Origin of the sequence: Sulfurospirillum arsenophilum NBRC 109478, assembly GCF_000813345.1 — a bacterium.
Lineage (GTDB): Bacteria > Campylobacterota > Campylobacteria > Campylobacterales > Sulfurospirillaceae > Sulfurospirillum > Sulfurospirillum arsenophilum.
This window is the reverse complement of sequence record NZ_BBQF01000004.1, coordinates 40245-66668: the sequence shown is the minus strand read 5'-3', so window position 1 is coordinate 66668 and position 26424 is coordinate 40245. Positions and strand designations below refer to the sequence as shown.

Genomic DNA, 26424 nt, shown 5'->3' with positions numbered 1-26424 from the left:
ACGTGGAATTAATCTTAAAAGACTACAATTTTTTGTATCGATCCAAGAACATGTTACTTCTTTTAACTCCCGTTTTAAACATACAAAGGTGCTCATATGTCCCCTAAAACAGTTACGTTAGATCGTCACAGCGTTCAGTCTTTGCTGAAAAACACACTTTTAAAAACCATAGAGAACATTACGGAACACTTGAATAATTTTTTGCAGACAAAAGAGCCTGAAAGTTTGCATCAGTACCGTATAAGTGTTCGCATGGCACGATCTGTTTGTTTAGAATTTAGCGAGTTTATAGAAGAAAAGCGTAAATTTACTTTAGAAAAAATCCTAAAATCTCTCCAAAAAGAGACCAATGAGATGCGCGACATCGACGTTTTTTTAGAATGCATTGAAACGTATAAAACCATGGTTGATCCTTCATGTTTGCCTGAGTTTGAAGACTTAGAAGCAAAGCTCAAAGCGGAAAAAGAAGAGGCATACAAAGCTTTTGAAGCAAAGTACACGAAAGCGTTTAAAGATGCTTTGATTGCGCAACTTCAAACCATTCAAAGTGATGATTTGCTCTGCCTTCCAAAATCCAAAGCAAAACTCTTCACCTATGTCCAAGAGATACTTTCAGCACGCCTGAAAAAGATCGCGAAAGCATCTTCTAAAATCAGTCTCAATGCCCCAAATGAACGCTTCCATAAGCTAAGACTTCACTATAAAAAACTTCGCTACAATGCCGATGCCATAAAGCTAACTCAGTTTTCCAAAAGCTTTAAGCCTCTCCAAAATGCCTTTGGAAGAGTGCAAGACAAAAACAGCCAAATCGAGCGCATCAAGCGCTACAATACAACACATAGTGTTTGCCTAGAGCAGATCATCGCTCTGTTAGAGCAAGAACTCATTGTTGATAAGCAAGTGTGCATTGAAAAATCAAGCAAAGAGAACATCGCAAAAATGCAAGAGACCATCAAAAAAATCTTTACATGTAAAAAGTGCTAACCGTGCCAAATTTAGAATACATCGCCCATTACCCTGAACATCTCAAAGATCAGATACGCCATCTCATCGCTCAAGAAAAACTAGGAAAGTACCTGCTCTCCAAGTATCCAACCACGCACAATATCTCCAGTGACAAGGCACTCTACACCTACGTCATGGAACTAAGAGCGGAGTTTCTTCGCAAAAGTGAGCCCATCACCAAAGTGCTTTACGATGGCAAAATAAACGACATCAACGACGCTTTAGGCTTGCATCGCGTGACCATCAAAAACCACGGTGGACGCCTTAGAAGTAAAAGTGAAATCCGCGTGGCAACCGTGTTTAAAAATACCCCAGAAGCTTTTTTAAAAATGATCTGCGTGCATGAACTTGCCCACCTTAAAGAGAAAGAGCACAATAAATCGTTCTACGCCATGTGCGAAAAAATGGAGTCAAGTTACCATCAATTAGAGTTTGATGTTAGGCTTTATTTGACACATTTGGACTTGTTTGGGAAGTTGTATTAAATATATTTTGGAAAATTTTAGTGGAATTAAATTAAACAAAAGAAGATTTATTCAGTATTAGAAAAAATTGAATTTAAAATAAAAGAACTTTAATGAGGATAAGACTATGAAACTCTCCCAATTCCCCATCTACGTCATAGATGCTTTCACCAAAGAATTGTTCAAAGGCAACCAAGCCGCTGTTGTTCCTCTTGATAGTTGGCTATCCGAATCTGTAATGCAAAGCATTGCCTCTGAGAACAACCTCTCAGAGACAGCCTTTTTTGTGCGAAACGATGCAGGTGTGTATGAGATACGTTGGTTTTCACCGCTGAAAGAGATCGACTTTTGTGGTCATGCGACGTTGGCGAGTGCGTATGTTATCTTTAACCATCTTGGCGAAAAAGGCACTCTCAAATTTTGGGCAAAAGCGGTCAATACCATCGAGGTCAATGAGCGCGAAAATGGACTCATCGAAATGAGTTTCCCCAACCGTGCGCCTGAACGTGTAACCGAAGTTCCTGAAGCACTTAAAAGTGGGCTTTCCATAAAACCTATTGAGTTTTACAAAAACCAACAAGCTTACTTTGCGGTGTATGAAGACGAGGATGATGTCAAAAATGTTGTGCCTGATCTTGAAAAACTTAAAATGCTGGCACCCCTTGATGTCGTGGTAACAGCTCCAAGTTCTGAGTATGACTTTGTTTCACGCTACTTTTGGCCAGCTAACGGCGGTGTAGAAGACCCCGTAACAGGTTCCATCCATGCAGGTCTTGCACCGTTTTGGGCGAAACGCTTAGGTCAAGACAACCTTGTAGCACTGCAAGCTTCTGCGCGCACGGGTGTGCTTTATTGTCGTGTGAGTGAAGAGCGTATTTTTATCTCGGGTGCGTGCAAAGAGTATTTGCAAGGTTGCATAAGTATTACCCACTAAATCTTTACATGTAAAGTTAAAAAAGCAATAAAAACGTAGCAACGGCTGAAATAAAAATGCCTAAACACACTTCAAACGAGAGCGTTGTACCTTCTAAAAAGTAAAGCAGAAGGGCGATGCTGGCAGGACTTAGGTAAACATACGCCATAACCTTTTTGGGTCCAATGAGTATGGACGCTTTTTGGTACAAATAAACCGTGAAAAAAGTCGCAACAATGGCAAGGTAAAACAGGTAACTTACATTTTCATAGCTCAAATTTCCCCATTGTAAAGGAATGTCAAAGAGTATTAAAGCCATTCCCATCCACACCGAACCACCTGATAGTGTCATAAAAACCAGCACGCTTGTGTCATCCTTTTCTCGGTGGAGGTATTTGGTGCAGATAGAATAAATTGCCATAGCAACAACAGCTCCTAGATAGATCACATCACCAGTACTCAGTGAAAAGTGCAGTAGAAGGTTGATGTCTCCTTGAAAGACGACGATGAGTGTGCCTACGATGCCACACAGGTAGATAAAGAGTTGTTTTGGACTGATGTGTTCTTTAAAGAAGAAAATGCACAAAATAGCTGTTATAAGCGGAACAAGCGTGTAAAGTGTTCCTGTATTTAGAGCGGTTGTGTACTCAAGTGCTTTAAAAAAAGCGATGAAGTAGAGTGCGTAAAAGAGGCTAATCATGAGTCCTCTAGGAAATGTACTCAGCATCAGTGCGCGTTTACGAGAACGCATCAGCACAAAAGGTGCAAGAAAAAGAGATGCGATGATAAAACGAAGAAGATTGAGTGAAATAGGGTGAATGACACCAGATAGCGTTTTTGAAACAATAAAAGAACCTGCGACTAAAAAAGTGGCAAGAAGCACCATAAGGTGTGCTTTGAATCCGTTTGACATGAACGTCCTTTAGCAAAAGTGGACGTTATCGTATCGGATTTTAAAAATGGTGTCATTTACCTATGTTGAGACTTTTTCTGATGCGGCTAAGTTGTGTGGGCGTAATGCCAAGATGCGTTGCAATGTGATGCTGTGAAACTCTTTTCTCAATGTCTGGGAATTTTTTTAAGAAGTTTTGGTAACGTGTGGTAGCGTTGTCAATGATGAGCGAGATCTCGTTTTGTTCTTTTTCGATGATCCAGTTTTTTTCAAGATAGCAGATATAAAAGTTTTTAAACGCTTCAGTTGTGTCTATAAGATGTCGGTAGCCTTTATAGTTTATTTCTATAAGAATGCTCGGCTCCAACGCTTGAATACACATGTAAGAGTTTTCACCCGTTAAAAGGGAAACGACAGAGGCAGAAAAGTAATTTTCCATAAAGAGGTTTTTGGTGTAAATCGTACTTTGCTCATGCAAGTAGTAAGTACGCAACAAGCCTTTACAGATAAAATAGATCGCATTTGCAGGCGTATAGTTGTCTTGAAGCATTTCGCCTTTTGGGGTAACTCTAAGCTTGAGATACGGTTTCAAAAGTGCAAATTCATCACGACTTATGGGCGCATAACGGTTTAATGCTTCGTAAAATTGTTCCCAAAATTGCGCTTCGTCTTCCATGCTTTTCTCCTTCTCTCAACCGTTTTATCATAACCAATTTTAGTTTACATGTAAAGCTTCAAAGCTTATTTTTCAAGCACGACTTTTGCGCGAGTATGGGTATAATAGCACTTTATTTAGGATATTTAGGATGATACATGCCAGCTTTGATCGCACTTGGGTTGCTCTCTGCACTTTTTTTTAGCTCAACGTTTGTGCTTAACCGTCTTATGAGCTTAGAAGGCGGTCACTGGGTCTGGTCTGCGTCGCTTCGTTATGTTTTTATGATACTGTTTTTACTCATCGTCATTCGTCTTTTTCAAGGCAAAAAACCTCTTCATGCACTTTTAAAACTTTTTTGTGAGCATTGGCTCTTTTGGACGGTAGCTGGAAGCATTGGGTTTGGCTGTTTTTACGCGCTTTTATGTTTCAGCGCAGACTACGCCCCCGCTTGGGTAATAGCTGCTACGTGGCAACTTACCATCATCGCTTCGCTTTTTGTGTTGATGCTTTTTGGCAGAGTGTTTCCCAAACGTATTTGGGTTTTTTCAACCATCATCGTTATAGGCGTTGGGCTTATCAATACTTCACACATCGTGCATTTTCATTTTATGGAGTTTGCTAAGGGTGCGTTTCCTGTGCTCATTGCAGCGTTTTGTTATCCGTTCGGAAACCAGCTTGTGTGGGAGTCAAAACACGGGCATAAACATTTTCCTAAAATTGACTCTCCATTACTGGAAAATGCCTTCAATAAGGTCTTCTTGCTCTCTTTGGGTTCACTTCCATTTTGGGTTTTACTTGTTGCATTCATCAATCCACCTGCACCAACATTTGGACAGATGTTTAACACCTCTTTAGTAGCACTGCTCTCAGGACTAGTGGCAACCACACTTTTTTTACTGGCACGACACCGTGCGCATAAGTCCAGCGAACTCGCCGCAGTGGATGCAACGCAAGCAAGTGAAGTCATCTTTGCGCTTCTTGGAGAAATGCTTTTTTTAGGAATACCGCTGCCTAATGTTCAAGCGTGGTTTGGCATGGGACTCGTTTTCTTAGGGCTTGGATTTTTTATCTATTTTCAAGAAAAGAAGAGTGTTATTCACGATTGATTCATAATAATGAGCTACAATAACGCAATTAATTGAAGGATACTTAAAAATGAAAACGCTTAAAAAAGCATGTATGGTTTTAGGATTGGCTCTAGGGGTTTATGTCTATGCTGAAACACCTAAAATGGCACTCCCCTTTAACATTACACCAGAGATGTACGCTACATTCATGGCACAAAATCTCGCCCCAAATTTACCGCATACCTTTAAACAAAAAGATATGTCACTGGTTGTAAACAAAGTCCACGCAGAGCAAAACAAAGTCTTTTTTGACTCAACCACAACACAGTATAAGCAAATTCTTGCAGAACTTAACAAATACCACACGCTTCCAGATGATCTTAAAAAGCAGTGTAAAGATTTCTCTAAAATCGCTATGGTGGATAAGGGTGTTGAGTACTACTTAACCGTTGCAGAAAACGAGAAAAAATTTATGGTGAAATATGACAAAGAAGCATGTTCTGACAATTTTGATCCCGCACAGAAAATCTTTATAGGCGGTTATAATCGCTACGGTTTAGATATCAATGGTGTTACTAAAAAAGATACGCTTGCTAAAAAATCTTCCAATTAATTAACGAACGCAGTTACGCCCCGCATCTTTCGCTTGGTAGAGCTTTTCATCCGCTCGGATGTAGAGCTCATCAAATCGTTTGGTCTGTGAAGAAAGCAGAGCTAACCCAATACTGACCGTGACACTCAGCGTTTTTTCACCATCATAGGGCACTTTGAGTTCACTTATCTCTTGTCTTAAATTTTCCATCTTTGCTCTAGCTTCATCTTCGTTTACATGTAAAAGTAAAAAAGCAAACTCTTCACCACCAAGACGTGCGACAAGGTCTGTTTCGCGCAAGTTAACAAGGCAGTGTTTAGCGATAGCTTGCAGCACAACATCGCCTACAGGATGACCATAGGTGTCATTGATGTTCTTAAAATGGTCAATATCAAGGATTGCCAAACAGATAGAAGTGTTATAGCGTTGGGCACGTTTGAGCTCTTTTTCGGCCGATTCCAAGAAGTAACCTCGGTTGTATAAAGAGGTAAGTGGATCGGTTTGAGCGAGTCGTTTGAGCTCATGTTCTAGTATTTTGCGTTGTTCTATCTCTTCATTGAGTAATTTTTGCTCTAATAAAAGTGCTTGATGTGAGCGAGAACCGTGGTATTCCACCCAACTGCTAATAATCGCTACAACAAGATACGAGATACCAAAACGCACTTGAAAGGGAATACTATAGATCGTATGAATTTCAGGAACAACAAGAAAAAGCCCGATAATCATGCCTAAGAGTAAACAGCTCCATAAAAAGCCAAGGCGATGTCCAAATAAAAAGATGATGCCAATGGGATAGATGTAAGCCCAAAGAATGCGGGAGTTTTCTGAGTCAGCATGAAATACCATGAAAAGAATCAAAAAAGCATAGAGAAGGTTTGCGCCATGGTAGAGCAGATACGTCTTTTGGATGGTAGGAATGAGAAACAGTGAGCCAACCATATGCCCTGAAAAGAGTATGATCAAAAAGGCTAACGCATAATTGTTGATGTAGGCATTATAAGCACCTGAACACAAGGCAACAGGCAACATCAAAAGAGCGATCCATACATAATGATTGAGTCTAAACATTTCCTCTTCATTATGGGAAAGCGACTTAGCAACAATGAGATCAACAAAATGTTGAATTTTTTTAGCCAATGTAAGCATGTCAGCTCTTTTTGTTTAATTGTACATCATGCGTGTGACAAAAGCGTTGTAATGAGAAAAGATAAAACGGAAAAATTACAAAATGAAGCATTATGCTTCAAGGGTTCTTAGCCATATCTTTTTAAGGAGCACAATGGCATCTTCTATCTCTTCTTCCTGTAACCCTCCAAAGCCCATTTTAATGGCCTCCCACGCATCTCCATAGTAGTCACTTCCCAGATAAAGTTTGACACCTTCTTGCAGTGCGTTAGCTTTTAGTTTTTGCAGGTTAATGGTGATAGTGGGGCGCATAATGATAGAAAGTCCACCGCCTTCACTGATAATTTCGATCATCTCTCCAAACGCTTTTTTTAATGCTTCTTTCATCAAATCGTGTTTTTTACGATTGAGTGTGCGAATTTTACGTAAATGTCGATCCCAATGTCCGCCTGCCATAAAGTGCTCTAGCGTTTTTTGCGTAGGAAGGGCTACACAGCATCGTTGATGACGCATCAGACATAGCTTTTTATAAGCTTCTCTATAACGATGTGGAAGAACAAGATAACTGACACGCAGAGCAGGAGAGAGTGATTTTGAAAAGGTTCCAACGTAAATGACTCTATCATCGTTGTCAAGCCCTTGAAGTGAGGGAATAGGGCGATTTTGGTACCTGAGTTCACTGTCATAGTCATCTTCGATAATGATTCCTCCAGCGCGTTTTGACCAATTCAGAAGCTTGGCGCGGTTGGTAATTGGCATATTGACACCCGTAGGGTACTGATGCGATGGCGTAATATAAACCAGCTTTGCCTCTGTTGCTTCAAGTTGGTCGATATTTAAACCATTGTGATCTACCTCAATCGGCGTAATCGTATAGCCATATTCTGTAAATATTTTGCCAGTAGCGGGATACCCTGGATGCTCTATGGCGATCTCGTTGAATTGCTTGGTAAAGAGTGCGGCTATCAAACTCATTGAGTCGTTGAACCCTCCGCAAACTATAATTTGAGAAGCATCACAGACGACGCCACGCGATTTGATAAGGTACTTTGAGATTTCAGTTCTCAGCCCTAGTTCTCCTTGCCTATCACCGTATGCTCCAAAATCCAAGCTTTCTTCCATCGCTTTGATAAAAAGACGTTTCCAGAGTTTCAAAGGAAACGCGTCATGCGTCAATCGTGCAGGGAAAAAGTCATAACGCAACGTTGCTGTTGGCTCAGTCTTTGTTTTAGGGATGATGATAGTATCGTCATGCGGTTCTAGCAACGTATCAGCAACAAAATAACCACTTTTGGGAACACTCTCGATATACCCTTCGGCATAGAGTTGTTTGTATGCCAATTCAACCGTGTTTTTACTGATTTTATACTCTGTAGCCACTTTGCGGACAGAGGGAAGTTTTGATCCACATATAAGATTATTTAAAATCTCTTTTTTGATGGCATCGTAGAGTTGTATGTAGAGTGGTTTTGTGGTTTCTTTATCTAAAACATACATAACTGACCCCTAAAATATTTCATTAACTGGCTCTTGTGTAGAGTACAGTTTGAGAATATAATACCACAATTACAATTTAAAATAATCAACTAGGAGTGTTAAGTGATTCCAAATATATTAAAATCAATTATGCAAAAAGAGGGGACTGTTGCTATTGTTGCTCAAGGGCAAGATTTTCCGCATGTGGTCAATACATGGCATTCATTTGTGACAGTGAATAACGATAATTTCATTGTTCCCGTTGGAGGAATGAACACGATGGAAGAGATTTTATCACACGACAATAGGGTTTTAGTGACGGTTGGAAGTCGTGAAGTGGAAGGGTTGCATGGAGCAGGGGCAGGGTTTTTACTCTCTGGCAATGCGAAAATCATATACGATGGTGATGAATGTGAGCTTATTAAAAAGAATTACCCATGGGCGAGAGCTATGATGAAAATCATGATGACCCATGCAACTCAAACAGCATAGGAAAGACGATGAGAAGAGCAGAATTTGAAGTTCACGATAGAGCATTATTTGAAGAGTTGTTGGCGACATGTGAGTTTGGCACCCTTTCAATCATTGATGGTGATGAGCCTTATGGCGTGCCACTTAATTTTGTCTGGTATGAAGAGCGCATTTGCTTTCATGGCGCTAAAGAAGGGCGAAAAATGAATGCCATTGCCCAAAACCCGAAGGCAACGTACAGCGTGGTTAAACCACTCTCTTTATTGCCATCGTATTTTAGCAATACACGTTCCGCATGCCCTGCATCACAGCTTTATATCTCGGTGCATTTTGCTGGAAATGTCGAGAGTGTCGATGAGCCTCATCAAAAGTGTGCCATCCTTAATGCGCTGATGCAAAAACTTCAGCCCGAAGGTGGATACGATGTGATTGAAGCAAATAACCCAATGTATAAAAAAGCAATCGAAAATATAGGTATTTGCGCGCTTCATCCACAATCAATCTCTTTTAAACTCAAAGCAGGGCAAAATCTCACGGAAGAGCGTAGAAATTTGTTGATTGAAAAATTAACAGAGCGTGGAGAGCCACTTGATCTTTTGAGTGTAAAATTGATTCGGCAGATGAACGAGAAAGTGTAAATTTAAGAAGGAAGAGGCTTTACATGTAAAGCCTCTTTTGAGAAAATTCTAATTAAGCGTTTGCTTCTTTGAGCGCAGCTTCAATGTACATTTCACGTAGTTTTTTCACCATAGGACCAGGTTTTCCACTGCCGATAGGCTTACCATCAATCTCGATGATCGGTAGAACAAAAATAGTTGCACTTGCCATAAACGCTTCATCTGCATTTAACGCTTCTTCAATGGTAAATAGACGCTCTTCAACTTTAATGTTATGCGCTTTTGTGTACTCCATAAGAAGTTTTCTACGAATACTTGGCAAAATAGCATTTGAAAGAGGACGTGTAATGATGACACCGTCTTTAATGATAAACGCCGCTGATGAAGTTCCTTCAGTAACGAAACCATCTTCAACCATCCAACCCTCATAAGCACCTTTTTGGTGGACTTCTTCTTTAGCCAAAACTTGACCGAGAAGTGAGATAGACTTGATGTCGCGTCTTTTCCATCTAATATCAGCGCAACTGACTACTTTAATACCTTTGTCTGCAAGAGGGTTTTTGATGATCTCTTTTTTAAAGGTAAATGCCATAAACGTTGTTGGGGTATTTTCAGGGAAGTAGAATTCACGAGGTGCGACACCACGCGTCACTTGCATATAGATGCCACCTTCCACGATCTCATTTTTAGCAATCAAAGTGTCTAAAATGGTTTCAATCTCAACTTTACAAAAAGGCGCTTTAAGACCAATTTTGCTCATACTCGCATTGAAACGCTCATAAAAAGGCTCTTTATCAATTACTTTTCCATTAATAACAGGTACAACTTCGTAGATGCCATCACCAAAAAGATAACCACGATCGAAAATCGATACTTTGGCATCTTCCTCTTTACAAAAATCTCCGTTTAAAAAAACAATACTGCTCATTACAGACTCCAAAAAAAATAATACGTAATTGTATCAAAAGGTTTCTTAGGCATTTGTGCAATTAGTAGGCAGAAGTTTTTTCTTTACATGTAAAGAGTTAATATTTTTTCCTTTTTTGAATTATAATGTATACTGGCATAGGTAAATAAAAGTATATTACTTACAATAATGTAACCAATAGAAATATAAGTTAGCTTAGGATAGAATTTTACAAAATAAAATTACAAGGAACGCATATGAAAAAAACAGTTAATAAAGAATTGGTCTCGATTGAAGCGAACGCAGTTGCCTATTTGACTGCGTTCAATCGCGCAGACGTTGCTGGCATATTAGCAACATATGCTGATGACGGTGTATTAATGGCCCCTGGTATGCCTACGGTAGTGGGCAAAGATGAACTTGCCATGATCTATCCTGCTGTCTTCGATCAAGTAGGATTTGCCATGACCTATGAAATAAAAGAGGTTGTACAAATCAGCATCGACTGGGCGTTTGTTCGAAGTGCGACCAAAGGCATCGAAACCAACAAGGCAACTGGTGTCGCCATACCTTCGGAGTATCAGGAGCTATTCTTGTTACGTAAATCAGCTACTGGAGCGTGGCAGACTGCACGATACAGCACGTCCAAGATCAGTCCTACGGTTTAAGTAGTAAAAGAGGTTAGGGCTTCTCTTTTAACTTTTTGTTTATATCTTCAAGGAATGAAAGGAAAAAAGGGGACAGTTTCCACCTTTCCCCTCCCTTAATTTTTAGCAATTTTTCATTTTAAGCCACTTTTTTTTCATCTTGTTTTAGAAACCTATTCATTTCGTAAACTTGCTTGTTTTTAAACAGGAAAGGAAAAGAGGACAGGCTACTTTAATTAACCTCTAAGCATAACTCCTAAGAAGATAGCGACAATTCCCAAGACAATATTGAAAGGCAATAAAATATTTGGGAGCAATCGCATGTGCTCTTTGGCACTGGCAAAATTTCCTAGATCAAAACATTTTTGTGCTTGCATTCGTTTGATATACATGTACGTATAGTTGAGCGTCATAATCGTCCAAAGGGTTTCTTTTATATGAACCATAACTCCTGATAAACCTGTCCCTTGTATGATGATAACTCCGCAAAGAGCAATGATGCCAATAAAAGGCATAACAAGATGAAACAGCCGACCTACGATGTGTAATGTTTTGCCAAGTTTTATTTTTGGCTCGTCAATGCTTTGAAGCACAGGATGTACGGCAATTTTAATGGCAATCATACCTCCTACCCACACAACCGCTGAAAAAATGTGTAAAAATATAATGATCGTTTTATATTCTTCAAACCATGTTTGCATACGCTTTCCTTTCCATATTATAGCAATGGATTATACTCAATGACCCACCTTTGCATATTGACTTTTTACATGTAAATATTTCGCTTTATATTTTTATTTTTTCAAGCGTATTTTTTTCTACGGAACACAATATGCAAAAGTGTCTGGTGAAATATAAACTCACAAAGGAGAACAAAATGGCTGAACTCAGACAAATTGCTTTTTACGGCAAAGGCGGAATTGGTAAATCTACCACTTCACAAAATACATTAGCGGCAATGGCGCACTACTTCGGTAAGAAAATTCTTATCGTTGGATGTGATCCTAAAGCAGACTCTACACGACTTATCTTGCATGAAAAAGCACAATGTACCATTATGCAACTAGCAAGTGAGGCAGGTACTGTTGAAGACCTCGAACTTGAAGATGTATGTAAACCAGGTGCGGCTGAGTTTGATCCAGATAACACAGATATTACAGAAGGTTTTATTATGTGTGCTGAGTCTGGTGGACCAGAGCCAGGAGTTGGTTGTGCAGGACGTGGTGTTATTACAGCGATTAACTTCCTTGAGGAAGAGGGTGCTTATGACCAAGATTTAGATTTCGTCTCATACGACGTTCTTGGCGACGTTGTTTGTGGTGGATTTGCGATGCCAATTCGTGAAGGTAAAGCTCAAGAGATCTACATCGTTATGTCAGGTGAAATGATGGCTATGTATGCGGCGAACAACATCTCTAAAGGTATTTTGAAATACGCAAACACTGGTGGTGTTAGACTTGCTGGTCTTATCTGTAATGCACGTATGACAGACCGTGAGTATGACTTGGCAAAACATCTTGCTGAGCAAATTGGAACACAACTCATTCACTTCGTACCTCGTTCTAACCACGTACAACGTGCAGAGCTTCGTCGTATGACCGTTGTTGAGTTTGCTGATAAAACAGACCAAGCATTTGAGTACAAAGAGCTTGCTCGTAAAATCATCGCGAACGATCTTAAAGTGATCCCTAAACCGTTAGAGATGGATGACCTTGAGGCATTGTTGATGGAATTTGGTTTGGAAGAAGAAGTCGAAGCAGATGCTATCGGCAAAAAAGCAACAGCTTAATTAAAAAAAGATAAGGAGCACATTATGTTTATTTGCGGATACCACTTCCCAGCATCTTTGGGAAATAAAATTAGTCATGAGCAAGTTGTAGAGAGAGTCACAGCAGAAGTTGGCGATATCTCAGATGTCAGTTATGCAGTCCTTACAAGTGAAAACCGTGATGGCATCAAACAAGAAGATCTTAGAGTTGAAAAAGGATCATTCCTTTTCACAGCATTGGCTGATTACTATAAAAAATCAGACATTGAAGGTGAATACAAAATGATTTATTACACCAACAAGTATCAAATGAGTGAAGTCTCTAAAGCAGTTGACGGTGGCGCTACAGCAGCTGTGTGTAAAAAGCTTGACGATATGCTTCTCTACAGGGTCAAAGTCGCTTAAACAAGCGTTCTAAGTAAAAGCACCAAAATGGTGCATGGGCACTCTGCCGAAGAGATCCCAGTGATAACGTAGTCTTTGGAGCTTTGCTCTAAAGGCGTGTTAAAAAATAGGAAGGAAAAGAGCATGACAACAGAAACACTACTAAGCCAACAAGAAGCCGCTATCGCGGAAGTGCTTGCTGCTTACCCTGAAAAGGCTAAAAAAAGTAGAGAAAAACACCTTGGCGTTGATATGCCTGAGGGTGTTAAAGGTGCTTGTGATGCAACCAAGAGCAACAAACAGACCGTTCCAGGTGTCATGAGCCAAAGAGGTTGTGCTTATGCTGGAAGTAAGGGTGTTGTTTGGGGTCCTGTGAAAGATATGATTCATATCTCTCACGGACCGGTTGGTTGTGGTCAATATTCACGAGCTGGAAGAAGAAATTATTACATCGGAACAACAGGTGTTGATACCTATGTAACCATGAACTTCACAACAGATTACAATGAAAAAGACATCGTTTTCGGTGGCGATAAAAAGCTTAAAGCCGCACTCGCAGAGATTGATGGTCTTTTTCCACTTAACAATGGTATTTCCATTCAAAGTGAGTGTCCTATCGGTTTGATCGGGGATGATATTCAAGCGGTGGCTAAAGGCTACAAAAAAGAGTCTGGCAAGCCTACCGTTGCGGTTTCTTGCGAAGGTTTCCGTGGTGTTTCTCAAAGTCTCGGTCACCATATCGCGAACGATATGATTCGTGATGAGGTTTTACCTGATAATTCGTATAAAAAAGATTTTGAATCAACTCCGTATGATGTTGCGATTATCGGCGACTATAACATCGGTGGTGATGCGTGGAGTTCAAGAATTTTACTTGAAGAGATGGGTCTTCGTGTTATTGCTCAATGGAGTGGTGATGCAACCTATAAAGAGTTAACTATCGCTCCAAAAGCGAAAATCAACCTTCTTCACTGCTACAGAAGTATGAACTACGTTGTTCGTCACATGGAGCAAGAATTTGGTGTGCCTTGGATGGAATATAACTTCTTTGGTCCAAGTAAAACAACAGAGAGCTTACGCAAAATTGCGGCGTTCTTTGATGAGAGCATTCAAGCTAAAACCGAAGCGGTTATCGCTAAATACACTGCAATGACAGACGCTGTTGTTGCTAAATACCGCCCGAAATTAGAAGGCAAAACCGTTATGTTGTACGTTGGTGGTCTACGTCCTCGTCACGTTATCGGGGCTTACGAAGATTTAGGAATGAAAATTATTGGTACAGGTTATGAGTTCGGACATGGTGATGACTACAAACGTACCAAAGAAGAACTTAACGGTACTACATTGATCTATGACGATACCAACGAGTACGAATTAGAGCAATTTGTCAAAAGACTTAAACCAGATCTTGTAGCGAGCGGTGTTAAAGAGAAGTACGTTTTCCAAAAAATGGGATTACCATTTAGACAAATGCACTCTTGGGATTATAGTGGTCCGTATCATGGATACGATGCCTTTGCAATTTTTGCAAAAGACATGGATTTGGCGTTGAACTCCCCAGTATGGGCTCACACCAAAGCACCATGGGAATCTAACTAAGGAGAGCACAATGCAAGACGTAGAAAACATAGTAAATGGGCAAAAGCTCTTTTTAAAACCAGAGTATCAAGAAGTTTTCAAAAACAAAAAGCAATTTGAAAGTAACACAGGTTCAACGAACCCTGAAAAAGTCATCGAAATTGCTAAGTGGACAACCACATGGGAATACCGTGAGAAAAACTTAGCACGTGAGCACATCACGATCAACCCAGCCAAAGCGTGTCAACCTTTGGGTGCGGTTATGGCAGCTCTTGGGTTTGAAAACACGATGCCATATGTTCATGGAAGTCACGGTTGTGTGGCTTACTTTAGAAGTTACTTTACACGTCACTTTAAAGAACCAACTCCGTGTGTGTCTGACTCTATGAGTGAGAGTGCGGCGGTATTTGGTGGTCTTTCAAATATGAAAGAGGGTTTACGTAACTGTAAAGCGCTTTACAAACCAGACATGATTGCGGTTTCGACGACATGTATGGCAGAAGTTATCGGTGATGACTTGAACGCTTTTGTTATCGGTGCGCGTAAAGATGCTGAGGGTGAGCTTGACAATACGCCAATCCCAGCGGCACATACACCTTCATTTGTCGGTAGCCACATCACAGGTTATGACAATATGATGAACGCAATTCTTCAAGAGCTTAACATGGTTGAAGAAGGCGTTGAAGTTGAAAAAGATGCTGAACGTATCAACATCATCCCTGGTTTTGAGCCATACCTTGGAAGTTTGAAAGAAGTGAAAAAAATCGCTTCATTGTTCAGCGACAAGATTGTGATGATCGGTGACCATGAAGAGCAATGGAATACACCAGCAGGCGAGTATAAACTTTACGCTGGCGGCACACCAATAGCGGTTGCAAAAACAGCAAGAGGAGCAGGTGCTACTATCTCTCTTCAAAAGTACTCTACACAGGCTACTGCGAAGACGATCAAGGGTGACTGGAAACAAACTTATGCTACATGTAATCCAATTGGACTTGGTGGAACCGATGAGTTTGTGATGAAACTGAGCGAGCTTACAGGCAAGCCAGTGCCAAAAGAGTTGACATTGCTACGTGGACAATTGGTCGATGCGATGCAAGACAGCTACCCGTATATGCATGGTAAAAAATTCGCTATCTGGGGAGATCCTGACTTCTTGTTAGGTGTTGTCTCTTTCTTGGTTGAAATGGGAGCGATTCCAGTACACGTTCTTTGCCATAATGCGCCTCGTAAAAACTGGGAAAAAGAGATGCAAGCGATCCTTGATAAATGTTCATTCAAAGAAGAGTGTCATATCTGGGGTGGTAAAGACTTATGGCATTTAAGAAGCCTTCTCTTTACAGAACCAGTTGATTTCATGATCGGTAACGTTTATGGTAAAGAGTTGTACAGAGATACAAAAATACCATTGATTCGTATCGGTTTCCCAATCTTTGATAGACACCACTTACATAGATACTCTATCAGTGGATATGAGGGTGCGCTTAACCTTTTAACTTGGATTACCAACTCCGTCCTAGACGCGTTGGATGAAGAGACAAAAGATATCGCAAAAACTGACTACTTCTTCGACTGCGTAAGATAAGTTGAGAGCTTCGGCTCTCTTCTCTTTTCTCTTTTTTTCAATCAATCCCACTACCAATCTGTGATAAAATAAATCTTATATTTTTAACTGCATCTTTGTTGAAAATAAAGGAATAGTTTATGGCAACGAATGACGATTTAAAACAGACAAACAAACTGATACTGCGCAATTTAGAACCCGAAGATTATGCGCAAGTTAAAGAGATTATGGATCGAGTTTATCCTACATTGGGAGGATGGACACTTCTTGAATTTAAAGCCCAATTAAAGACCTTTCCTGAAGGTCAGATCTGCATCGAAGATGATGGCAAAGTGATCGCAGCGGCGCAGAGTTTGATCGTGGATTATGATAAATACGGCGATCGCCACACGTACAATCAAATCACAGGGGAAGGGCTCATCTCAACGCATGACCCTAAAGGCAATACGCTCTATGGTTTAGACATCTTTGTTGATCCTGACTACCGTGGTTTGAGGCTGGGAAGACGGCTTTACGATGCACGAAAAGAGCTCTGCTACAGGCTCAATCTCAAACGCATCATCGCAGGGGGTCGCATCCCTGGGTACGCTGAACATGCTCATGAAATGCCTCCTTCAAAATACATCGAACTTGTCAAAGACAAAGAACTTCAAGACCATGTTTTGGGCTTTCAACTTGCCAATGACTTTCACGTCAGGCGTGTTTTAAAAGGTTACCTCAAAGGCGACACCGCTTCAAAAGAGTACGCAACGCTGCTTGAGTGGAGCAATATGGACTATGAAGAGCCTCACACCAATCCTCGGATCAATCGTGGCATTGTGCGTGTTGGCATTGTCCAGTGGCAGATGCGTAGTGTCAAGAGTGTGGAAGAGTTTTTAGATCAAGTCGAATTTTTTGTGGATGCCATGGCTGGGTATAACGTCGATTTTGTGCTCTTCCCCGAATTTTTTAATGCCCCATTGATGGCACTTCGAACAGATGAAAGTCCTGAAACGGCTATTCGTACCGTTGCGGCACATACGGAGACATTAGTTGAAAAAATAGGGCAATTTGCGGTGCGTTACAATGTCAATATTATCGCGGGAAGTATGCCTGAGTATTATGATAACACGCTTTACAATGCGAGTTATTTGTGCAGGCGTGATGGTACGAAAGATTCTCAGAAAAAACTGCACATTACCCCTGATGAAGAGGCGTATTGGGGCATGCATGGAGGCGATAAACTCTGTGTGTTTGAAACCGATGTTGGGCGTATCGGCATACTGGTCTGTTACGATGTTGAGTATCCTGAACTTCCGCGTCTTTTAGCCGATAAAGGCATCGATATACTCTTTGTTCCCTACTGGACGGATACCAAAAATAGTTACCTCAGGGTGCGTCGTTGCGCGCAAGCCAGAGCGATTGAAAATGAGTGTTATGTTGCCATTTCAGGAAGTGTAGGAACCCTTCCTAGGGTTGACAATATGGACATACAGTACTCACAATCAGCGGTCTTTAGTCCCTCAGACTTTGCCTTTCCACACGATGCAACGATTGCAGAAGCGACGCCCAATACAGAGATGACTTTAGTGGCGGATCTTGATATAAGCCTTCTGAAAGAGCTCCGCGAGAGAGGAAGTGTTCGCAACCTACGTTCACGACGTAATGATCTTTACAGCTTACGTTGGAAAGGTGATAAGGAAGACTTTGTTGTGGTAAGCGGTTAGGTGTCGCGCATCTTACTTTTTACCGATGGCAGTGTCAATACGCAAAGCAATGTGGGCTGTGGTGCGTATGTGAACGTTTATGAAGGTGCGCTTTTTGATGCAGCAAAGCTTCCACCCATTCATCTCAAAGTGTTTGAGCATACCTCTTCTACTAAGCTTGAGCTTCAAACATTGTTGTGGGCGTTAGAAGAGGTTAAAACCTTTGGAGAGCAGATCGTCATTTACACCGATTCCCAAAATATTATAGGTTTGCCAAACAGGCGAGAACGTTTTGAAAAAAATGGCTATATCACAAAGCAGAAAAAGCTTCATGAGCATGCTTTACTCTACCAAGCGTTTTATAAAATGATGGATGTGTTGGAATGTTCTTTAGTGAAAGTGAAAGGGCATAAGCTTTCAGGCGATAAGGATGAAATTGATCGTTATTTTACGCTCGTTGATCGCGCATCACGCGAAGGTGTGCGAAAAAGCGTTTACATGTAAAGAAAAACAAGAGAAGAACTAAATTTCTTCTCTTATTTAGTGGCAAAGATTATTTGCCAAAATGCTTAGACGCGTGGTGTAAGGTAGATTTGGTTGATTGCCAAATAGATTCAACCCCTTTTTTCATAGTATCAAATTTCTCTTCCGTAGCAGCGACAAGTTCAGCAAGTTTGATTTTACCTTCACTCATTTTTTCTTCCAGTTGCTTGATCTGTTTATGCATCTCTATTTGAACCGTTGCACTCGCACTTGAAGCTTCTGCTTTAAATATTTCAACTTGAGCTTTACACTCATCGAATTGTGCCTTGATTTTTTGTTCATATAATTTTTTATCGCTCATTGTAGATCCTTTAATAGTTTGATATAGGTAGAATTTTCTTGGTAGTCGTATGTACGCTCTCTCCTTTATGCGATAGCTTTAAACTTTGCAGTTGTATCTTCGAGCGTTTTTATGATGGCATCCCACGTTACTTCAAAACCTTTTTTCGCTGATTCAAAACTACTTCCTGTCATTTTAATCAATTCCGCAAGTTTTATTTTTCCCTCATCGAGTTGGGTTTCAAGAAGTTTGACGTGTTTGTTCAACTCAACTTGTGAATGAGCACGTGCGGCTAAGGCTTGTGTTCTAAGTTGTATCATTCCCGATTTCCACTCATTGAGTTGAGCCTGTTTTTTTTGTTGGTAAAGTTCTTTATCGTTCATGGTATATCCTTGTTTGCGTTAGTTGCTAGATATTAAATAGAGTGTTGTAGCTTGAAATGTGCAGGGCTTACAAATGTTATTGAACACTTCATCTCTTAGATGCGTTCAAATACGCCTAATGGTAGAAAATACTGGAAGATAAGGTGTTGTGAGCGTTTTATGGAGTCAAGAGTCCTATCTACTATTTTCACTATACTCTTATTTGAAGGATTGTGGTGCTTTTAATGAATATAACTGAAATATAACTTAATTCATTACGAAAGTACCCACTCTCATCTTTTGTGTGATGTGTATAGAGCCTTACATGTAAAGCTCTATACTTTCAATAAAGGGAGCGTCAAAAGACTCTTCTTTTGTTTTAGACTTTAAATTCGTTTAACTTTTCTTGGAGTGCCACGCCCCAATTATCAAGCACGGTTGTAATCTCCATAATCTCTTCACTCTTTTGATAGGTTGCGTGAAAGATCGTTTCTATTTGCAGTGAAGCCTCTTTGATTTGCTCTGTCTCATGTTTGAGATCGACAGATTTTGTTGCAATGGCATTGGAAAGTGCTATGTTTTTATCGGCTACGTTGACCAGTTGTTCAAGCACGACATTGGCATTGGTAGAGACATCTTGAAGGATGTTAATCTCAGAGGCATTGTCTTTCATCTGCTGACTGATAGAGGTGATGGAGCTTACGATGGAGGTGATGGTTGCATTGATCTCTTCAAGGCTTTTTTGTGTCTTCTCAGCCAAAAGTCTGACTTCATCCGCAACAACGGCAAATCCACGACCGTGTTCGCCTGCACGCGCTGCTTCAATCGCGGCATTGAGTGCCAATAAATTGGTCTGATCGGCAATATCGTCGATGACAGAGAGGATGTTTTTGGTCTCTTGCGTGTCTTTACTGAGCGCATTGAGCTGTGTGACTAAAAGGTTCTCTTTGGTGACACTTTGCGCTATTTTTTTACCTAACTCGATGATGTTCTTTTGCGTGTCACTGAGGTAATTTCCGATCTGTTGCATCTCTTCTTTACTCGCATGGGCATTGTGGCTGATGTCATCAAAAACGATTTGCATGTTGTTAACATGCTTGGTGCTTTCATCGATGATGATTTTCTCTTTTTGGGTTTGAGCATGAAAAAATGAGACGATTTGTTGTAGTTGCGCTGAGATTTGGCTGTGGGTTGTGGCATGCGCTTGAAAGCCTAAAATTGCATGTCTGATTTTCTCTTTGAAAAAGACAACAGAGTCAAGCATTTTGGCAGATTCTGCATTGAAGCTGGTGTTGATCTTGATCTCTTTAGTGAGATCCATAGAGGCTAAGGCTTGGTTGATTTTAACGCTAAGATCGACACCCCATTTTTTTTCATCAATATCATGTACGATGAGGATAACGGCGATAGCATATTGAACGATAGCCCCTAGTGTGCTGGTTGTAAAAAAGTAGGCATTGAGTGGAAGTATTAAAAATGCTGCAATATGTATGACTCTCATTCTAAGAAACAGAGATTTCATTATTTTTCTCCTGTATGAAATAGAATTCGCATTCTACTTCATACGAAAAAATAAAAGATTGATCTGTATCAAAAAATAGGATAAAGTTACTCCTTTTTAAAAATAAACAGCTAAAAAGCTTTTACATGTAAAAAGATGAAGAGAAAATATGGATACTTTCTCTTCGATTTGATAGATTATCGGTCGTATTTTTTAGCGTACTCTGCATCGTTATAAATAGCTTCACCATAAAGCTCTTTTCCGAATGTTCGGATAATATTTTGTCCTTCACCTTTGGCTACAAATTCAATAAACTTGGCACTGATCGTTTTTTGAGGAGTATCTACGCCGTTTTGTTTGAGGGTATTATAGGTATTGACTAAGAAAATATCACCTCTAAAAAGAATCTTCATGTTTTTAAGCTCTTTTTGCGCCGCAACCCACGTGCTACTGTCGGTCATAAAGTAAGCACCCGTGGTATCAGCTTTTTTAAGCGTTGCGAGCATGAAATCTTTGTTGATGGTGTACCAGTTTCCCTCAGGTGAGATATTGGCTTTTTTCCAGATCTCTAGTTCTTTTTTATGAGTACCAGAGTTGTCAGCACGGGTGTAAAAAAGGGCTTTTTTGGCGGCAATACGCGAGTAGGCTTCGACAACACTTGATGAGTCTTTAATCAGTGCAGGATCGCTTTTAGGCCCTGTAATGTAAAATTCATTTGAACCAATTAACGCTCTATCACTTGCCCAACCCTCTTTAAGAGCCTCTTTTTCACCTTTAGGTGCATGCACCATAATCAAATCAACTTCTTTGTTTTTAAGCAACGAGAGCGATTCGCCTGAGCCTGCTTTGATCCAACAAAGTGTTATGTCATTGGATGTTGCAAATGCTTCGGCTAAGACTTTGACAAGACCTAACTCTCCAGGACTTCCCGTGGCAAGTTTTATCTCTAATGCGCCTTTGCCATAACGCTCTGTACACTCTGTTGCAAACATAAAACTACACAGAGCAAGCGTTGTAATAAGAACTTTTGAAAGCATGGAAACTCCTTTTGTAAGTGTTTATACTAACGTATCGCAAAATGACTAATCTCTGATTTAAAAAGAAGATTTGAGAGTGAAAAAAATGACAGATGTTTAATATTTGCATATTTCTTTTGTCAAGGAAGCAATTAAAGATCAGAAGCTTTTACATGTAAAGCTTCTGATCTTCTACAACGCCCAATTTTCGAGCTATTGCTACAGCAGCCGTTCTGCCATCCAGTGCGGCATTGACAACCAAGTTTGCTCCACGTACGACATCGCCACCCGCGAAAATGAAAGGATGGTTTGTCTCTTTGTTCTCATCGACGATGAGGGTGTTTGAACGACCCACGGCAAGACCTAGTTCATCGTAAAAGCTAAAATGTTTCGCTTCAAATCCAAGTGCTAAAATGATGCTATCGGCTGGTAAGGTTTGAACACTGTGCGGTTTGGTTTGCAATTTGTTATTTTCATCGAGGTACGTTTCCATAATCTCAAGTCCCACAACACGGTGTTCCTCATCCACCAACGCTTTTTTAGGCAGAGCGTTAAAGATAAACTGTACGCCTTCTTCTTTGGCATTGATGACTTCAGCAGGACTTCCCGGCATACTTTTCTCATCTCTACGGTAAACACAGGTTACGCTTTTGGCTTTATGGCGAATGGCAGTACGAAGCGCATCCATTGCAGAGTCGCCACCACCGATGACGACGACGTGTTTGTTACGCAAGATTGATTTTTGAAGGGCATGGTCAAAAAGGTTTTTTTGTGTTTGCGTAAGAAGCGTCATAACTTGATGCACACCATTCGCATCTTCATTTTCCATGTCAGCACTACGGCCTTTAGGCACACCGAGTCCTAAAAAGACAGCATCAAACTTCTCTTGAAGCTCGCCCAGACTGATGTCTTTTCCCACTTCGGTGCTTAGATGTACTTTCATCCCTGCTGCTTTCATCCACTCAAAACGTCTTAAGATAACACTTTTGGGTAGTTTGAAATTGGGAATACCGTACATCAAAAGTCCACCCACACGGTTTTCTCTCTCAAATAGCTCAACTTCGATGTTGGATCGTAGTAAAAAGGTCGCACAGCTCAAACTCGCTGGACCACTACCTACGACAGCGACTCTAAATTTTCGACCTTCTGCTCGACCATAGTCTGGAATCGCACCTTGCTCGTACGCTTTTTCATTTAGAAAGACTTCCACGTTGCCGATGGAAACCGCATGGTACTCTGTTTTTTCTAGCGTACACGAACTCTCGCACAACCCTTTTTTAGGGCAGACACGACCAAGAATTTCAGGAAAAGGAGATCTGGCATTGGAGAGTTCAAACGCACTTAAATAGTCATGCTCATAGGTTTTTTTAAGCCACCTAGGAATGTTGTTGTTCAAAGGACAGCCTGTTCGACAGAACTTAAACTCACTTTCAAGTCCACGTAAAAGATCGATTGGGCATTGCAGACAACGGCTTGCTTGTGCCTTTGCCTCACTCTCTTCAAAGTTATGATAAATCGGGTAATAATCCTCAACGCGTTCCTCTGCGGGGCGTTTTTTCGGATAGGCTTTTGCGATAGTTTTGTAACTTCTCATCTTTCTTCCTCAATGATCTCTATACTGTTTACATGTAACTCTTGCCCACCTACCATAGCGACATCCTCACTGTGACATTTTGGACAGATAAAATGGTTCTCACTTACGACACTTTTTTCATGGCATTTTGAGCATAAAAGTACCACCTCGCATAGCTCCACAATAAGCGTGGCATCATGGCAGATGGTATTTTCTTTAAAGGTGTCAAAACACTGTTCCAAAAAATGAATTTCGATGCCACTAAGTCTTCCCACACTGATAACAAGGCGTTTGATGGCTTTAGCATGATGCTTTTTCGCCTCTTTTTCGCACAAATCAATGAGTGAAGCGACGATGGAGTATTCATGCATGAAAGCCTAGCCTTTTTGCGCCATTAGCTTTGTGTATTCGTCATAATCCACCACCGAAATAGCACTGGTCGTACAGACGCGAATGCACGAAGGTCCTTCGACTCGGTTGAAGCAGAGGTTGCATTTAACAGCAACTCTACGGTCTTCTTTTTGGATCATCGTGATCGCACCATAAGGACAGACCAGCGAACAAGTACCGCATCCCACACACGCCTCTTCATGAATTTTGACAAAATCATCCATCTTCTCAATGACGCCATGCGGGCAGAGAGCTAAACACGAAGGAGATTCGCAGTGCATACACTGAAGTGGGGCGGTTTTACCTTCAAGCTTGACAACACGGTTACGTGAAATAAGTGGTAATTTCGTGCTGTAGGCTTCTTCAAAGCTTATGCCCGCATATGCCGCGGCACAGGCTAACTCACAACTTAAACATCCGACACATTTGGTACTGTCTGCAAGTATAAAATGGTTTCGCATCTTAACGCTCGGTACACGAGATACAAGGGTCGATGCTGTTGAAAATGAGTGCAACATCGTCAATGCTGTTGTTTGGCATCATCACTTTGAGCGCCTCCCAGTTCATGTAGGTTGGAACTCTCCACTTCATACGCTCAGGCTTTTGCGTGCCATTGGTTTTAAGGTAATACACCAGCTCACCACGAGGCGCTTCGGTACGAGAGATGGCTTCACCCTCTGGAATAAGCGTGCGCGTTGGAAGCACGATATCGCCCGTTGGTAGGGCATCAAGCGCTTGATGAAGCAGTTTCATGGACTCGAGTATTTCATAAAGCCTTACTTTGGCACGAGAGAGTACATCGCCATCTTTTTGCAAAATAACATCAAAGTGGAGCTTGTCGTACGCAGCATAAGGTGCACGTTTTCGCACATCGTTGTTAACGCCACTTGCTCGTGCTACGGGTCCAACCACGCCAAGGTTTAGAGCATTCTCATAACTCAGCACTCCAACACCGCCAATACGAGCAATTAGTGCTGGATCGGTTTCAAATAGAGCGATAAACGCTTCAATTTTACTTTTGTTTTTATCCAATGCCTTTTTAATAGAAGCGATTAGTGTTTTATCAAGATCAAACTTCACACCACCAATAGTGTTGGCACTCAGATCCATACGATTGCCCCAAATGGCTTCTTTAAGGTCTTGAAAATCTTCACGTGTCTCAAGAAGCTGTGTCATCAAGGCTTTGTTGTGAATGAGGTGTGCCAGCATACCAAGGTTAAAAAGATGGCTTGCGATGCGCTTGATCTCATCGGCAACAACACGAAGGTAAAGAGCTCGTTCAGGAAGGCTCAGCGCTGCAATTTTCTCCACCGCCATGCAATAGGTAAACGGGTGGTTGTTGGAACAAAGCGCACATACTTTTTCGGTGATGATGAGATTTTGCAAGAAATTTCTTTGAAGCACGATAGATTCGATACCACGGTGTACAAAACCGTTAATCATATCAACACTTTTAATGGTTTTACCATCACTATTTGGTTCTATTTTAAAGTAAACAGGTTCTTCAAGAGCAACGTCGAAAGGTCCTAAAATGACTTTTGTTTTATCCACGATTGACCCCTTCTTCTGCTTTCACTTTACTCCAAAGTTCTTGACTTACTTTGCCACTCATCGCTGTGGAGAGCGAGTAATACTCTTTTAAAACACTCTCTTTTAGCGCTTCATCGAGAAAAAGACGTTTTGGATTGGGATGATTGACAATAGCGATACCGTAGATTTCGCTAAGTTCTCTCTCCGTCCAGTCTGCACTTTTAAACAGAGGTGTGATGGAGGGAACACTTTTGTCGGTGATGTGCAGTTTAAGATTGAGCATGACACCACTCAGATCAAAGTGATAAACCAGTTCGTGCCCATTTTCTTTTTCATACGCGGTTATCATGCACACACGCGCATTCATGGTTTGGAGGATTTCAGCAAGCTGTAAAAGCAGATTTTTATCCGCTATTTCACACCAAAGGCTATCACTGTTAGGTTCAAAATGACAACGAAGTGCCAATGTTTTGGTTATCTCATTTAGCTTTACATGTAAAGATTTCATTTAAAGGACTCGCTTTGCAAAGGTCTGGTCACGTCTGCATTTTGGGCAGAGTTTAAAGAGAGAAGTAATGGGTTCACTCACGTTTTTAAACCCTCTTTTGAGCATCGTTAGAGGTACATTGATCATGGGTTCATGGCAGTTTGGACACTCCGTATATTCGACCATATTGGCAGTAATTGAGGTGTATTTTTCACTTTGAGGCGAAGATTGAGCTAGATCACTGCTTAATGTTATAGCCCCTGTTGGACAAAAATAGGCGCAGTTACCGCACAACGTACAGGTGTTATGCCAGATGATAAAGTCATAGCTTTGTTGGGGTGTAACGCACGAGATGTTAATCGCTCCAGCAGGACAGACAAAAACACAGGTTTGGCAAAGTACGCATTGCTCTTTATCAAAAGCAACTTTTCCTTTATAGGTGTTCATGCGCTTACCTTCACTTTCCAAAGCTCACAGGCTTTAATGAGTCCTTCTACAATACCTTGCGGTGAGGGTGGACAGCCTGCGATGTTGACATCGACATCCACAAAGCGATCCAATGGTCCCTCTATGGAGTAACTATCGCGAAAGACACCACCGCTAATCGGACAAATACCCATAGCAACCACCACCTTTTGGCTAGGTAAACGTTTCAGGGTAGCTTCTAAAAAAGGTTTGGAGCGTGTGGTGATGGAACCCGTGACGATGACAATATTTGCCTCTTCAGGGTTATTGGTGTAGGTGCAATGAAGGGTATCAAAACCAAATTTTGGAACAAGAATGCTCGCAAGTAGCTCGACATCACAGCCATTACAGGAGCCTGCGTTGATACGATAAACGTTAATATTATCTACCATAAATAGTCTCTCTAGTTTATAGTTTTTTTCTAATATTAATTAAACCAATAAAGATTGATTTAAAGTTGGCAT

General features: G+C 40.9%; 30 protein-coding genes and 1 pseudogene. 14 read left to right on the top strand and 17 right to left on the bottom strand.

Features of this window, described 5'->3' with window-relative positions:
- Window positions 1–96: 96 nt before the first annotated feature.
- The 3 genes from SAR02S_RS10735 to SAR02S_RS10725 all read left to right on the top strand — a co-directional run bounded on the left by SAR02S_RS10735 (window position 97) and on the right by SAR02S_RS10725 (window position 2403).
- Window positions 97–984 (top strand): CHAD domain-containing protein, encoded by an 888-nt coding sequence (locus SAR02S_RS10735; RefSeq protein ID WP_041959630.1) that lies wholly within the window; start codon window positions 97–99, stop codon window positions 982–984.
- 2 nt (window positions 985–986) lie between these two features.
- A complete protein-coding gene (locus SAR02S_RS10730) occupies window positions 987–1490 on the top strand; it encodes a YgjP-like metallopeptidase domain-containing protein (RefSeq protein ID WP_041959628.1) in 504 nt (167 codons plus the stop codon).
- Window positions 1491–1596: 106 nt separating this feature from the next.
- Window positions 1597–2403, top strand: coding sequence for a PhzF family phenazine biosynthesis protein (locus tag SAR02S_RS10725; protein WP_041959626.1), 807 nt, complete (start codon window positions 1597–1599; stop codon window positions 2401–2403).
- 16 nt (window positions 2404–2419) lie between these two features.
- On the opposite strand, the gene SAR02S_RS10720 is transcribed toward SAR02S_RS10725, so the two are convergent.
- On the bottom strand, window positions 2420–3295 hold the full coding sequence (locus SAR02S_RS10720) for a DMT family transporter (protein ID WP_041959624.1): 876 nt from the start codon (window positions 3293–3295) through the stop codon (window positions 2420–2422).
- 52 nt (window positions 3296–3347) lie between these two features.
- Window positions 3348–3950: a Crp/Fnr family transcriptional regulator gene (locus SAR02S_RS10715; RefSeq protein WP_041959622.1), complete on the bottom strand. Its 603-nt coding sequence runs from the start codon at window positions 3948–3950 to the stop codon at window positions 3348–3350.
- A 137-nt stretch (window positions 3951–4087) separates the two neighbouring features.
- Here SAR02S_RS10715 and SAR02S_RS10710 point away from each other — a divergent pair, with 137 nt between their 5' ends.
- Both SAR02S_RS10710 and SAR02S_RS10705 read left to right on the top strand, forming a co-directional pair.
- Window positions 4088–5038 carry a DMT family transporter gene (locus SAR02S_RS10710; RefSeq protein WP_041959620.1) on the top strand — a complete coding sequence of 317 codons (951 nt, stop codon included), beginning with the start codon at window positions 4088–4090 and terminating at the stop codon, window positions 5036–5038.
- A 49-nt stretch (window positions 5039–5087) separates the two neighbouring features.
- Window positions 5088–5612, top strand: coding sequence for a hypothetical protein (locus tag SAR02S_RS10705; protein WP_041959619.1), 525 nt, complete (start codon window positions 5088–5090; stop codon window positions 5610–5612).
- Here the strand turns inward: SAR02S_RS10705 and SAR02S_RS10700 are convergent, their stop codons facing one another.
- Both SAR02S_RS10700 and pdxR read right to left on the bottom strand, forming a co-directional pair.
- Window positions 5613–6737, bottom strand: coding sequence for a GGDEF domain-containing protein (locus SAR02S_RS10700; protein WP_041959616.1), 1125 nt, complete (start codon window positions 6735–6737; stop codon window positions 5613–5615). It lies immediately after the preceding gene.
- Between the two features lie 90 nt (window positions 6738–6827).
- Window positions 6828–8213 carry a MocR-like pyridoxine biosynthesis transcription factor PdxR gene (gene pdxR / locus SAR02S_RS10695; RefSeq protein WP_041959614.1) on the bottom strand — a complete coding sequence of 462 codons (1386 nt, stop codon included), beginning with the start codon at window positions 8211–8213 and terminating at the stop codon, window positions 6828–6830.
- Window positions 8214–8315: 102 nt separating this feature from the next.
- Here pdxR and SAR02S_RS10690 point away from each other — a divergent pair, with 102 nt between their 5' ends.
- Window positions 8316–8684: a hypothetical protein gene (locus tag SAR02S_RS10690; protein WP_041959612.1), complete on the top strand. Its 369-nt coding sequence runs from the start codon at window positions 8316–8318 to the stop codon at window positions 8682–8684.
- Window positions 8685–8692: 8 nt separating this feature from the next.
- Window positions 8693–9301, top strand: coding sequence for a pyridoxamine 5'-phosphate oxidase family protein (locus tag SAR02S_RS10685; RefSeq protein ID WP_041959610.1), 609 nt, complete (start codon window positions 8693–8695; stop codon window positions 9299–9301).
- Between the two features lie 52 nt (window positions 9302–9353).
- On the opposite strand, the gene SAR02S_RS10680 is transcribed toward SAR02S_RS10685, so the two are convergent.
- Window positions 9354–10208, bottom strand: coding sequence for a D-amino-acid transaminase (locus SAR02S_RS10680; protein WP_041959608.1), 855 nt, complete (start codon window positions 10206–10208; stop codon window positions 9354–9356).
- Window positions 10209–10444: 236 nt separating this feature from the next.
- On the opposite strand from SAR02S_RS10680, the gene SAR02S_RS10675 reads away from it, so the two are divergent.
- Window positions 10445–10855, top strand: coding sequence for a YybH family protein (locus SAR02S_RS10675; RefSeq protein ID WP_041959607.1), 411 nt, complete (start codon window positions 10445–10447; stop codon window positions 10853–10855).
- Between the two features lie 215 nt (window positions 10856–11070).
- Here SAR02S_RS10675 and SAR02S_RS10670 read toward each other — a convergent pair whose 3' ends face one another.
- Window positions 11071–11535 carry a hypothetical protein gene (locus SAR02S_RS10670; protein WP_041959605.1) on the bottom strand — a complete coding sequence of 155 codons (465 nt, stop codon included), beginning with the start codon at window positions 11533–11535 and terminating at the stop codon, window positions 11071–11073.
- Between the two features lie 176 nt (window positions 11536–11711).
- On the opposite strand from SAR02S_RS10670, the gene nifH reads away from it, so the two are divergent.
- The 6 genes from nifH (at window position 11712) to SAR02S_RS10640 (ending at window position 18317) form a co-directional block, all read left to right on the top strand.
- On the top strand, window positions 11712–12623 hold the full coding sequence (nifH, locus tag SAR02S_RS10665; protein ID WP_041959604.1) for a nitrogenase iron protein: 912 nt from the start codon (window positions 11712–11714) through the stop codon (window positions 12621–12623).
- 24 nt (window positions 12624–12647) lie between these two features.
- Complete coding sequence (locus SAR02S_RS10660; protein WP_041959602.1) at window positions 12648–13007, top strand: hypothetical protein; 360 nt, start codon at window positions 12648–12650, stop codon at window positions 13005–13007.
- 123 nt (window positions 13008–13130) lie between these two features.
- The gene (nifD, locus tag SAR02S_RS10655) at window positions 13131–14585 is read left to right on the top strand and encodes a nitrogenase molybdenum-iron protein alpha chain (RefSeq protein WP_041959600.1); all 1455 of its coding nucleotides are present in this window, start codon (window positions 13131–13133) and stop codon (window positions 14583–14585) included.
- 10 nt (window positions 14586–14595) lie between these two features.
- Window positions 14596–16149 carry a nitrogenase molybdenum-iron protein subunit beta gene (gene nifK, locus SAR02S_RS10650; RefSeq protein WP_041959599.1) on the top strand — a complete coding sequence of 518 codons (1554 nt, stop codon included), beginning with the start codon at window positions 14596–14598 and terminating at the stop codon, window positions 16147–16149.
- Window positions 16150–16268: 119 nt separating this feature from the next.
- Complete coding sequence (locus tag SAR02S_RS10645) at window positions 16269–17834, top strand: bifunctional GNAT family N-acetyltransferase/carbon-nitrogen hydrolase family protein (RefSeq protein WP_041959597.1); 1566 nt, start codon at window positions 16269–16271, stop codon at window positions 17832–17834.
- Complete coding sequence (locus SAR02S_RS10640) at window positions 17835–18317, top strand: ribonuclease HI (protein WP_041959595.1); 483 nt, start codon at window positions 17835–17837, stop codon at window positions 18315–18317.
- Between the two features lie 49 nt (window positions 18318–18366).
- Here SAR02S_RS10640 and SAR02S_RS10635 read toward each other — a convergent pair whose 3' ends face one another.
- From SAR02S_RS10635 to SAR02S_RS10585, 11 genes and pseudogenes are all read right to left on the bottom strand, one after another.
- On the bottom strand, window positions 18367–18657 hold the full coding sequence (locus tag SAR02S_RS10635; protein ID WP_041959594.1) for a sll1863 family stress response protein: 291 nt from the start codon (window positions 18655–18657) through the stop codon (window positions 18367–18369).
- Window positions 18658–18722: 65 nt separating this feature from the next.
- On the bottom strand, window positions 18723–19019 hold the full coding sequence (locus tag SAR02S_RS10630; RefSeq protein ID WP_041959592.1) for a sll1863 family stress response protein: 297 nt from the start codon (window positions 19017–19019) through the stop codon (window positions 18723–18725).
- A gap of 358 nt (window positions 19020–19377) precedes the next feature.
- A pseudogene (locus tag SAR02S_RS13730) lies at window positions 19378–19884 on the bottom strand (methyl-accepting chemotaxis protein); the annotation flags it as partial.
- Window positions 19885–20696: 812 nt separating this feature from the next.
- Entirely contained in the window at window positions 20697–21536 is an 840-nt protein-coding gene (locus SAR02S_RS10620; protein ID WP_041959590.1) for an ABC transporter substrate-binding protein, read from the bottom strand.
- Between the two features lie 148 nt (window positions 21537–21684).
- Window positions 21685–23109, bottom strand: coding sequence for a glutamate synthase subunit beta (locus tag SAR02S_RS10615; RefSeq protein WP_041959587.1), 1425 nt, complete (start codon window positions 23107–23109; stop codon window positions 21685–21687).
- Entirely contained in the window at window positions 23106–23459 is a 354-nt protein-coding gene (locus tag SAR02S_RS10610; RefSeq protein WP_041959585.1) for a hydrogenase maturation nickel metallochaperone HypA/HybF, read from the bottom strand. Before SAR02S_RS10610 ends, SAR02S_RS10615 begins: the two co-directional genes overlap by 4 nt.
- Before the next feature lie 6 nt (window positions 23460–23465).
- Window positions 23466–23939, bottom strand: a complete 474-nt coding sequence (locus SAR02S_RS10605) for a 4Fe-4S dicluster domain-containing protein (protein WP_041959584.1) — start codon at window positions 23937–23939, stop codon at window positions 23466–23468.
- A 1-nt stretch (window position 23940) separates the two neighbouring features.
- Window positions 23941–25029, bottom strand: a complete 1089-nt coding sequence (locus SAR02S_RS10600; RefSeq protein WP_041959582.1) for a hydrogenase large subunit — start codon at window positions 25027–25029, stop codon at window positions 23941–23943.
- Window positions 25022–25516 (bottom strand): NADH-quinone oxidoreductase subunit C, encoded by a 495-nt coding sequence (locus SAR02S_RS10595; RefSeq protein ID WP_041959580.1) that lies wholly within the window; start codon window positions 25514–25516, stop codon window positions 25022–25024. The genes SAR02S_RS10600 and SAR02S_RS10595 overlap by 8 nt, the downstream gene beginning before the upstream one ends.
- Window positions 25517–25942 carry a 4Fe-4S binding protein gene (locus SAR02S_RS10590; RefSeq protein ID WP_052433611.1) on the bottom strand — a complete coding sequence of 142 codons (426 nt, stop codon included), beginning with the start codon at window positions 25940–25942 and terminating at the stop codon, window positions 25517–25519.
- On the bottom strand, window positions 25939–26352 hold the full coding sequence (locus SAR02S_RS10585; protein WP_041959576.1) for an NADH-quinone oxidoreductase subunit B family protein: 414 nt from the start codon (window positions 26350–26352) through the stop codon (window positions 25939–25941). The genes SAR02S_RS10590 and SAR02S_RS10585 overlap by 4 nt, the downstream gene beginning before the upstream one ends.
- Between the last annotated feature and the right edge of the window lie 72 nt (window positions 26353–26424).

What these genes read in the sequence shown, in the direction of transcription:
- SAR02S_RS10735 (WP_041959630.1), top strand. Translation starts at nt 97, where the DNA reads ATGTCCCCTAAAACAGTTACGTTAGATCGTCACAGCGTTCAGTCTTTG.
- SAR02S_RS10725 (WP_041959626.1), top strand. Translation starts at nt 1,597, where the DNA reads ATGAAACTCTCCCAATTCCCCATCTACGTCATAGATGCTTTCACCAAA.
- SAR02S_RS10720 (WP_041959624.1), bottom strand. Translation starts at nt 3,295, where the DNA reads ATGTCAAACGGATTCAAAGCACACCTTATGGTGCTTCTTGCCACTTTT.
- SAR02S_RS10715 (WP_041959622.1), bottom strand. Translation starts at nt 3,950, where the DNA reads ATGGAAGACGAAGCGCAATTTTGGGAACAATTTTACGAAGCATTAAAC.
- SAR02S_RS10710 (WP_041959620.1), top strand. Translation starts at nt 4,088, where the DNA reads ATGCCAGCTTTGATCGCACTTGGGTTGCTCTCTGCACTTTTTTTTAGC.
- SAR02S_RS10705 (WP_041959619.1), top strand. Translation starts at nt 5,088, where the DNA reads ATGAAAACGCTTAAAAAAGCATGTATGGTTTTAGGATTGGCTCTAGGG.
- SAR02S_RS10700 (WP_041959616.1), bottom strand. Translation starts at nt 6,737, where the DNA reads ATGCTTACATTGGCTAAAAAAATTCAACATTTTGTTGATCTCATTGTT.
- pdxR (WP_041959614.1), bottom strand. Translation starts at nt 8,213, where the DNA reads ATGTATGTTTTAGATAAAGAAACCACAAAACCACTCTACATACAACTC.
- SAR02S_RS10685 (WP_041959610.1), top strand. Translation starts at nt 8,693, where the DNA reads ATGAGAAGAGCAGAATTTGAAGTTCACGATAGAGCATTATTTGAAGAG.
- SAR02S_RS10680 (WP_041959608.1), bottom strand. Translation starts at nt 10,208, where the DNA reads ATGAGCAGTATTGTTTTTTTAAACGGAGATTTTTGTAAAGAGGAAGAT.
- SAR02S_RS10675 (WP_041959607.1), top strand. Translation starts at nt 10,445, where the DNA reads ATGAAAAAAACAGTTAATAAAGAATTGGTCTCGATTGAAGCGAACGCA.
- SAR02S_RS10670 (WP_041959605.1), bottom strand. Translation starts at nt 11,535, where the DNA reads ATGCAAACATGGTTTGAAGAATATAAAACGATCATTATATTTTTACAC.
- nifH (WP_041959604.1), top strand. Translation starts at nt 11,712, where the DNA reads ATGGCTGAACTCAGACAAATTGCTTTTTACGGCAAAGGCGGAATTGGT.
- SAR02S_RS10660 (WP_041959602.1), top strand. Translation starts at nt 12,648, where the DNA reads ATGTTTATTTGCGGATACCACTTCCCAGCATCTTTGGGAAATAAAATT.
- nifD (WP_041959600.1), top strand. Translation starts at nt 13,131, where the DNA reads ATGACAACAGAAACACTACTAAGCCAACAAGAAGCCGCTATCGCGGAA.
- nifK (WP_041959599.1), top strand. Translation starts at nt 14,596, where the DNA reads ATGCAAGACGTAGAAAACATAGTAAATGGGCAAAAGCTCTTTTTAAAA.
- SAR02S_RS10645 (WP_041959597.1), top strand. Translation starts at nt 16,269, where the DNA reads ATGGCAACGAATGACGATTTAAAACAGACAAACAAACTGATACTGCGC.
- SAR02S_RS10635 (WP_041959594.1), bottom strand. Translation starts at nt 18,657, where the DNA reads ATGAGCGATAAAAAATTATATGAACAAAAAATCAAGGCACAATTCGAT.
- SAR02S_RS10630 (WP_041959592.1), bottom strand. Translation starts at nt 19,019, where the DNA reads ATGAACGATAAAGAACTTTACCAACAAAAAAAACAGGCTCAACTCAAT.
- SAR02S_RS10620 (WP_041959590.1), bottom strand. Translation starts at nt 21,536, where the DNA reads ATGCTTTCAAAAGTTCTTATTACAACGCTTGCTCTGTGTAGTTTTATG.
- SAR02S_RS10615 (WP_041959587.1), bottom strand. Translation starts at nt 23,109, where the DNA reads ATGAGAAGTTACAAAACTATCGCAAAAGCCTATCCGAAAAAACGCCCC.
- SAR02S_RS10610 (WP_041959585.1), bottom strand. Translation starts at nt 23,459, where the DNA reads ATGCATGAATACTCCATCGTCGCTTCACTCATTGATTTGTGCGAAAAA.
- SAR02S_RS10605 (WP_041959584.1), bottom strand. Translation starts at nt 23,939, where the DNA reads ATGCGAAACCATTTTATACTTGCAGACAGTACCAAATGTGTCGGATGT.
- SAR02S_RS10595 (WP_041959580.1), bottom strand. Translation starts at nt 25,516, where the DNA reads ATGAAATCTTTACATGTAAAGCTAAATGAGATAACCAAAACATTGGCA.
- SAR02S_RS10590 (WP_052433611.1), bottom strand. Translation starts at nt 25,942, where the DNA reads ATGAACACCTATAAAGGAAAAGTTGCTTTTGATAAAGAGCAATGCGTA.
- SAR02S_RS10585 (WP_041959576.1), bottom strand. Translation starts at nt 26,352, where the DNA reads ATGGTAGATAATATTAACGTTTATCGTATCAACGCAGGCTCCTGTAAT.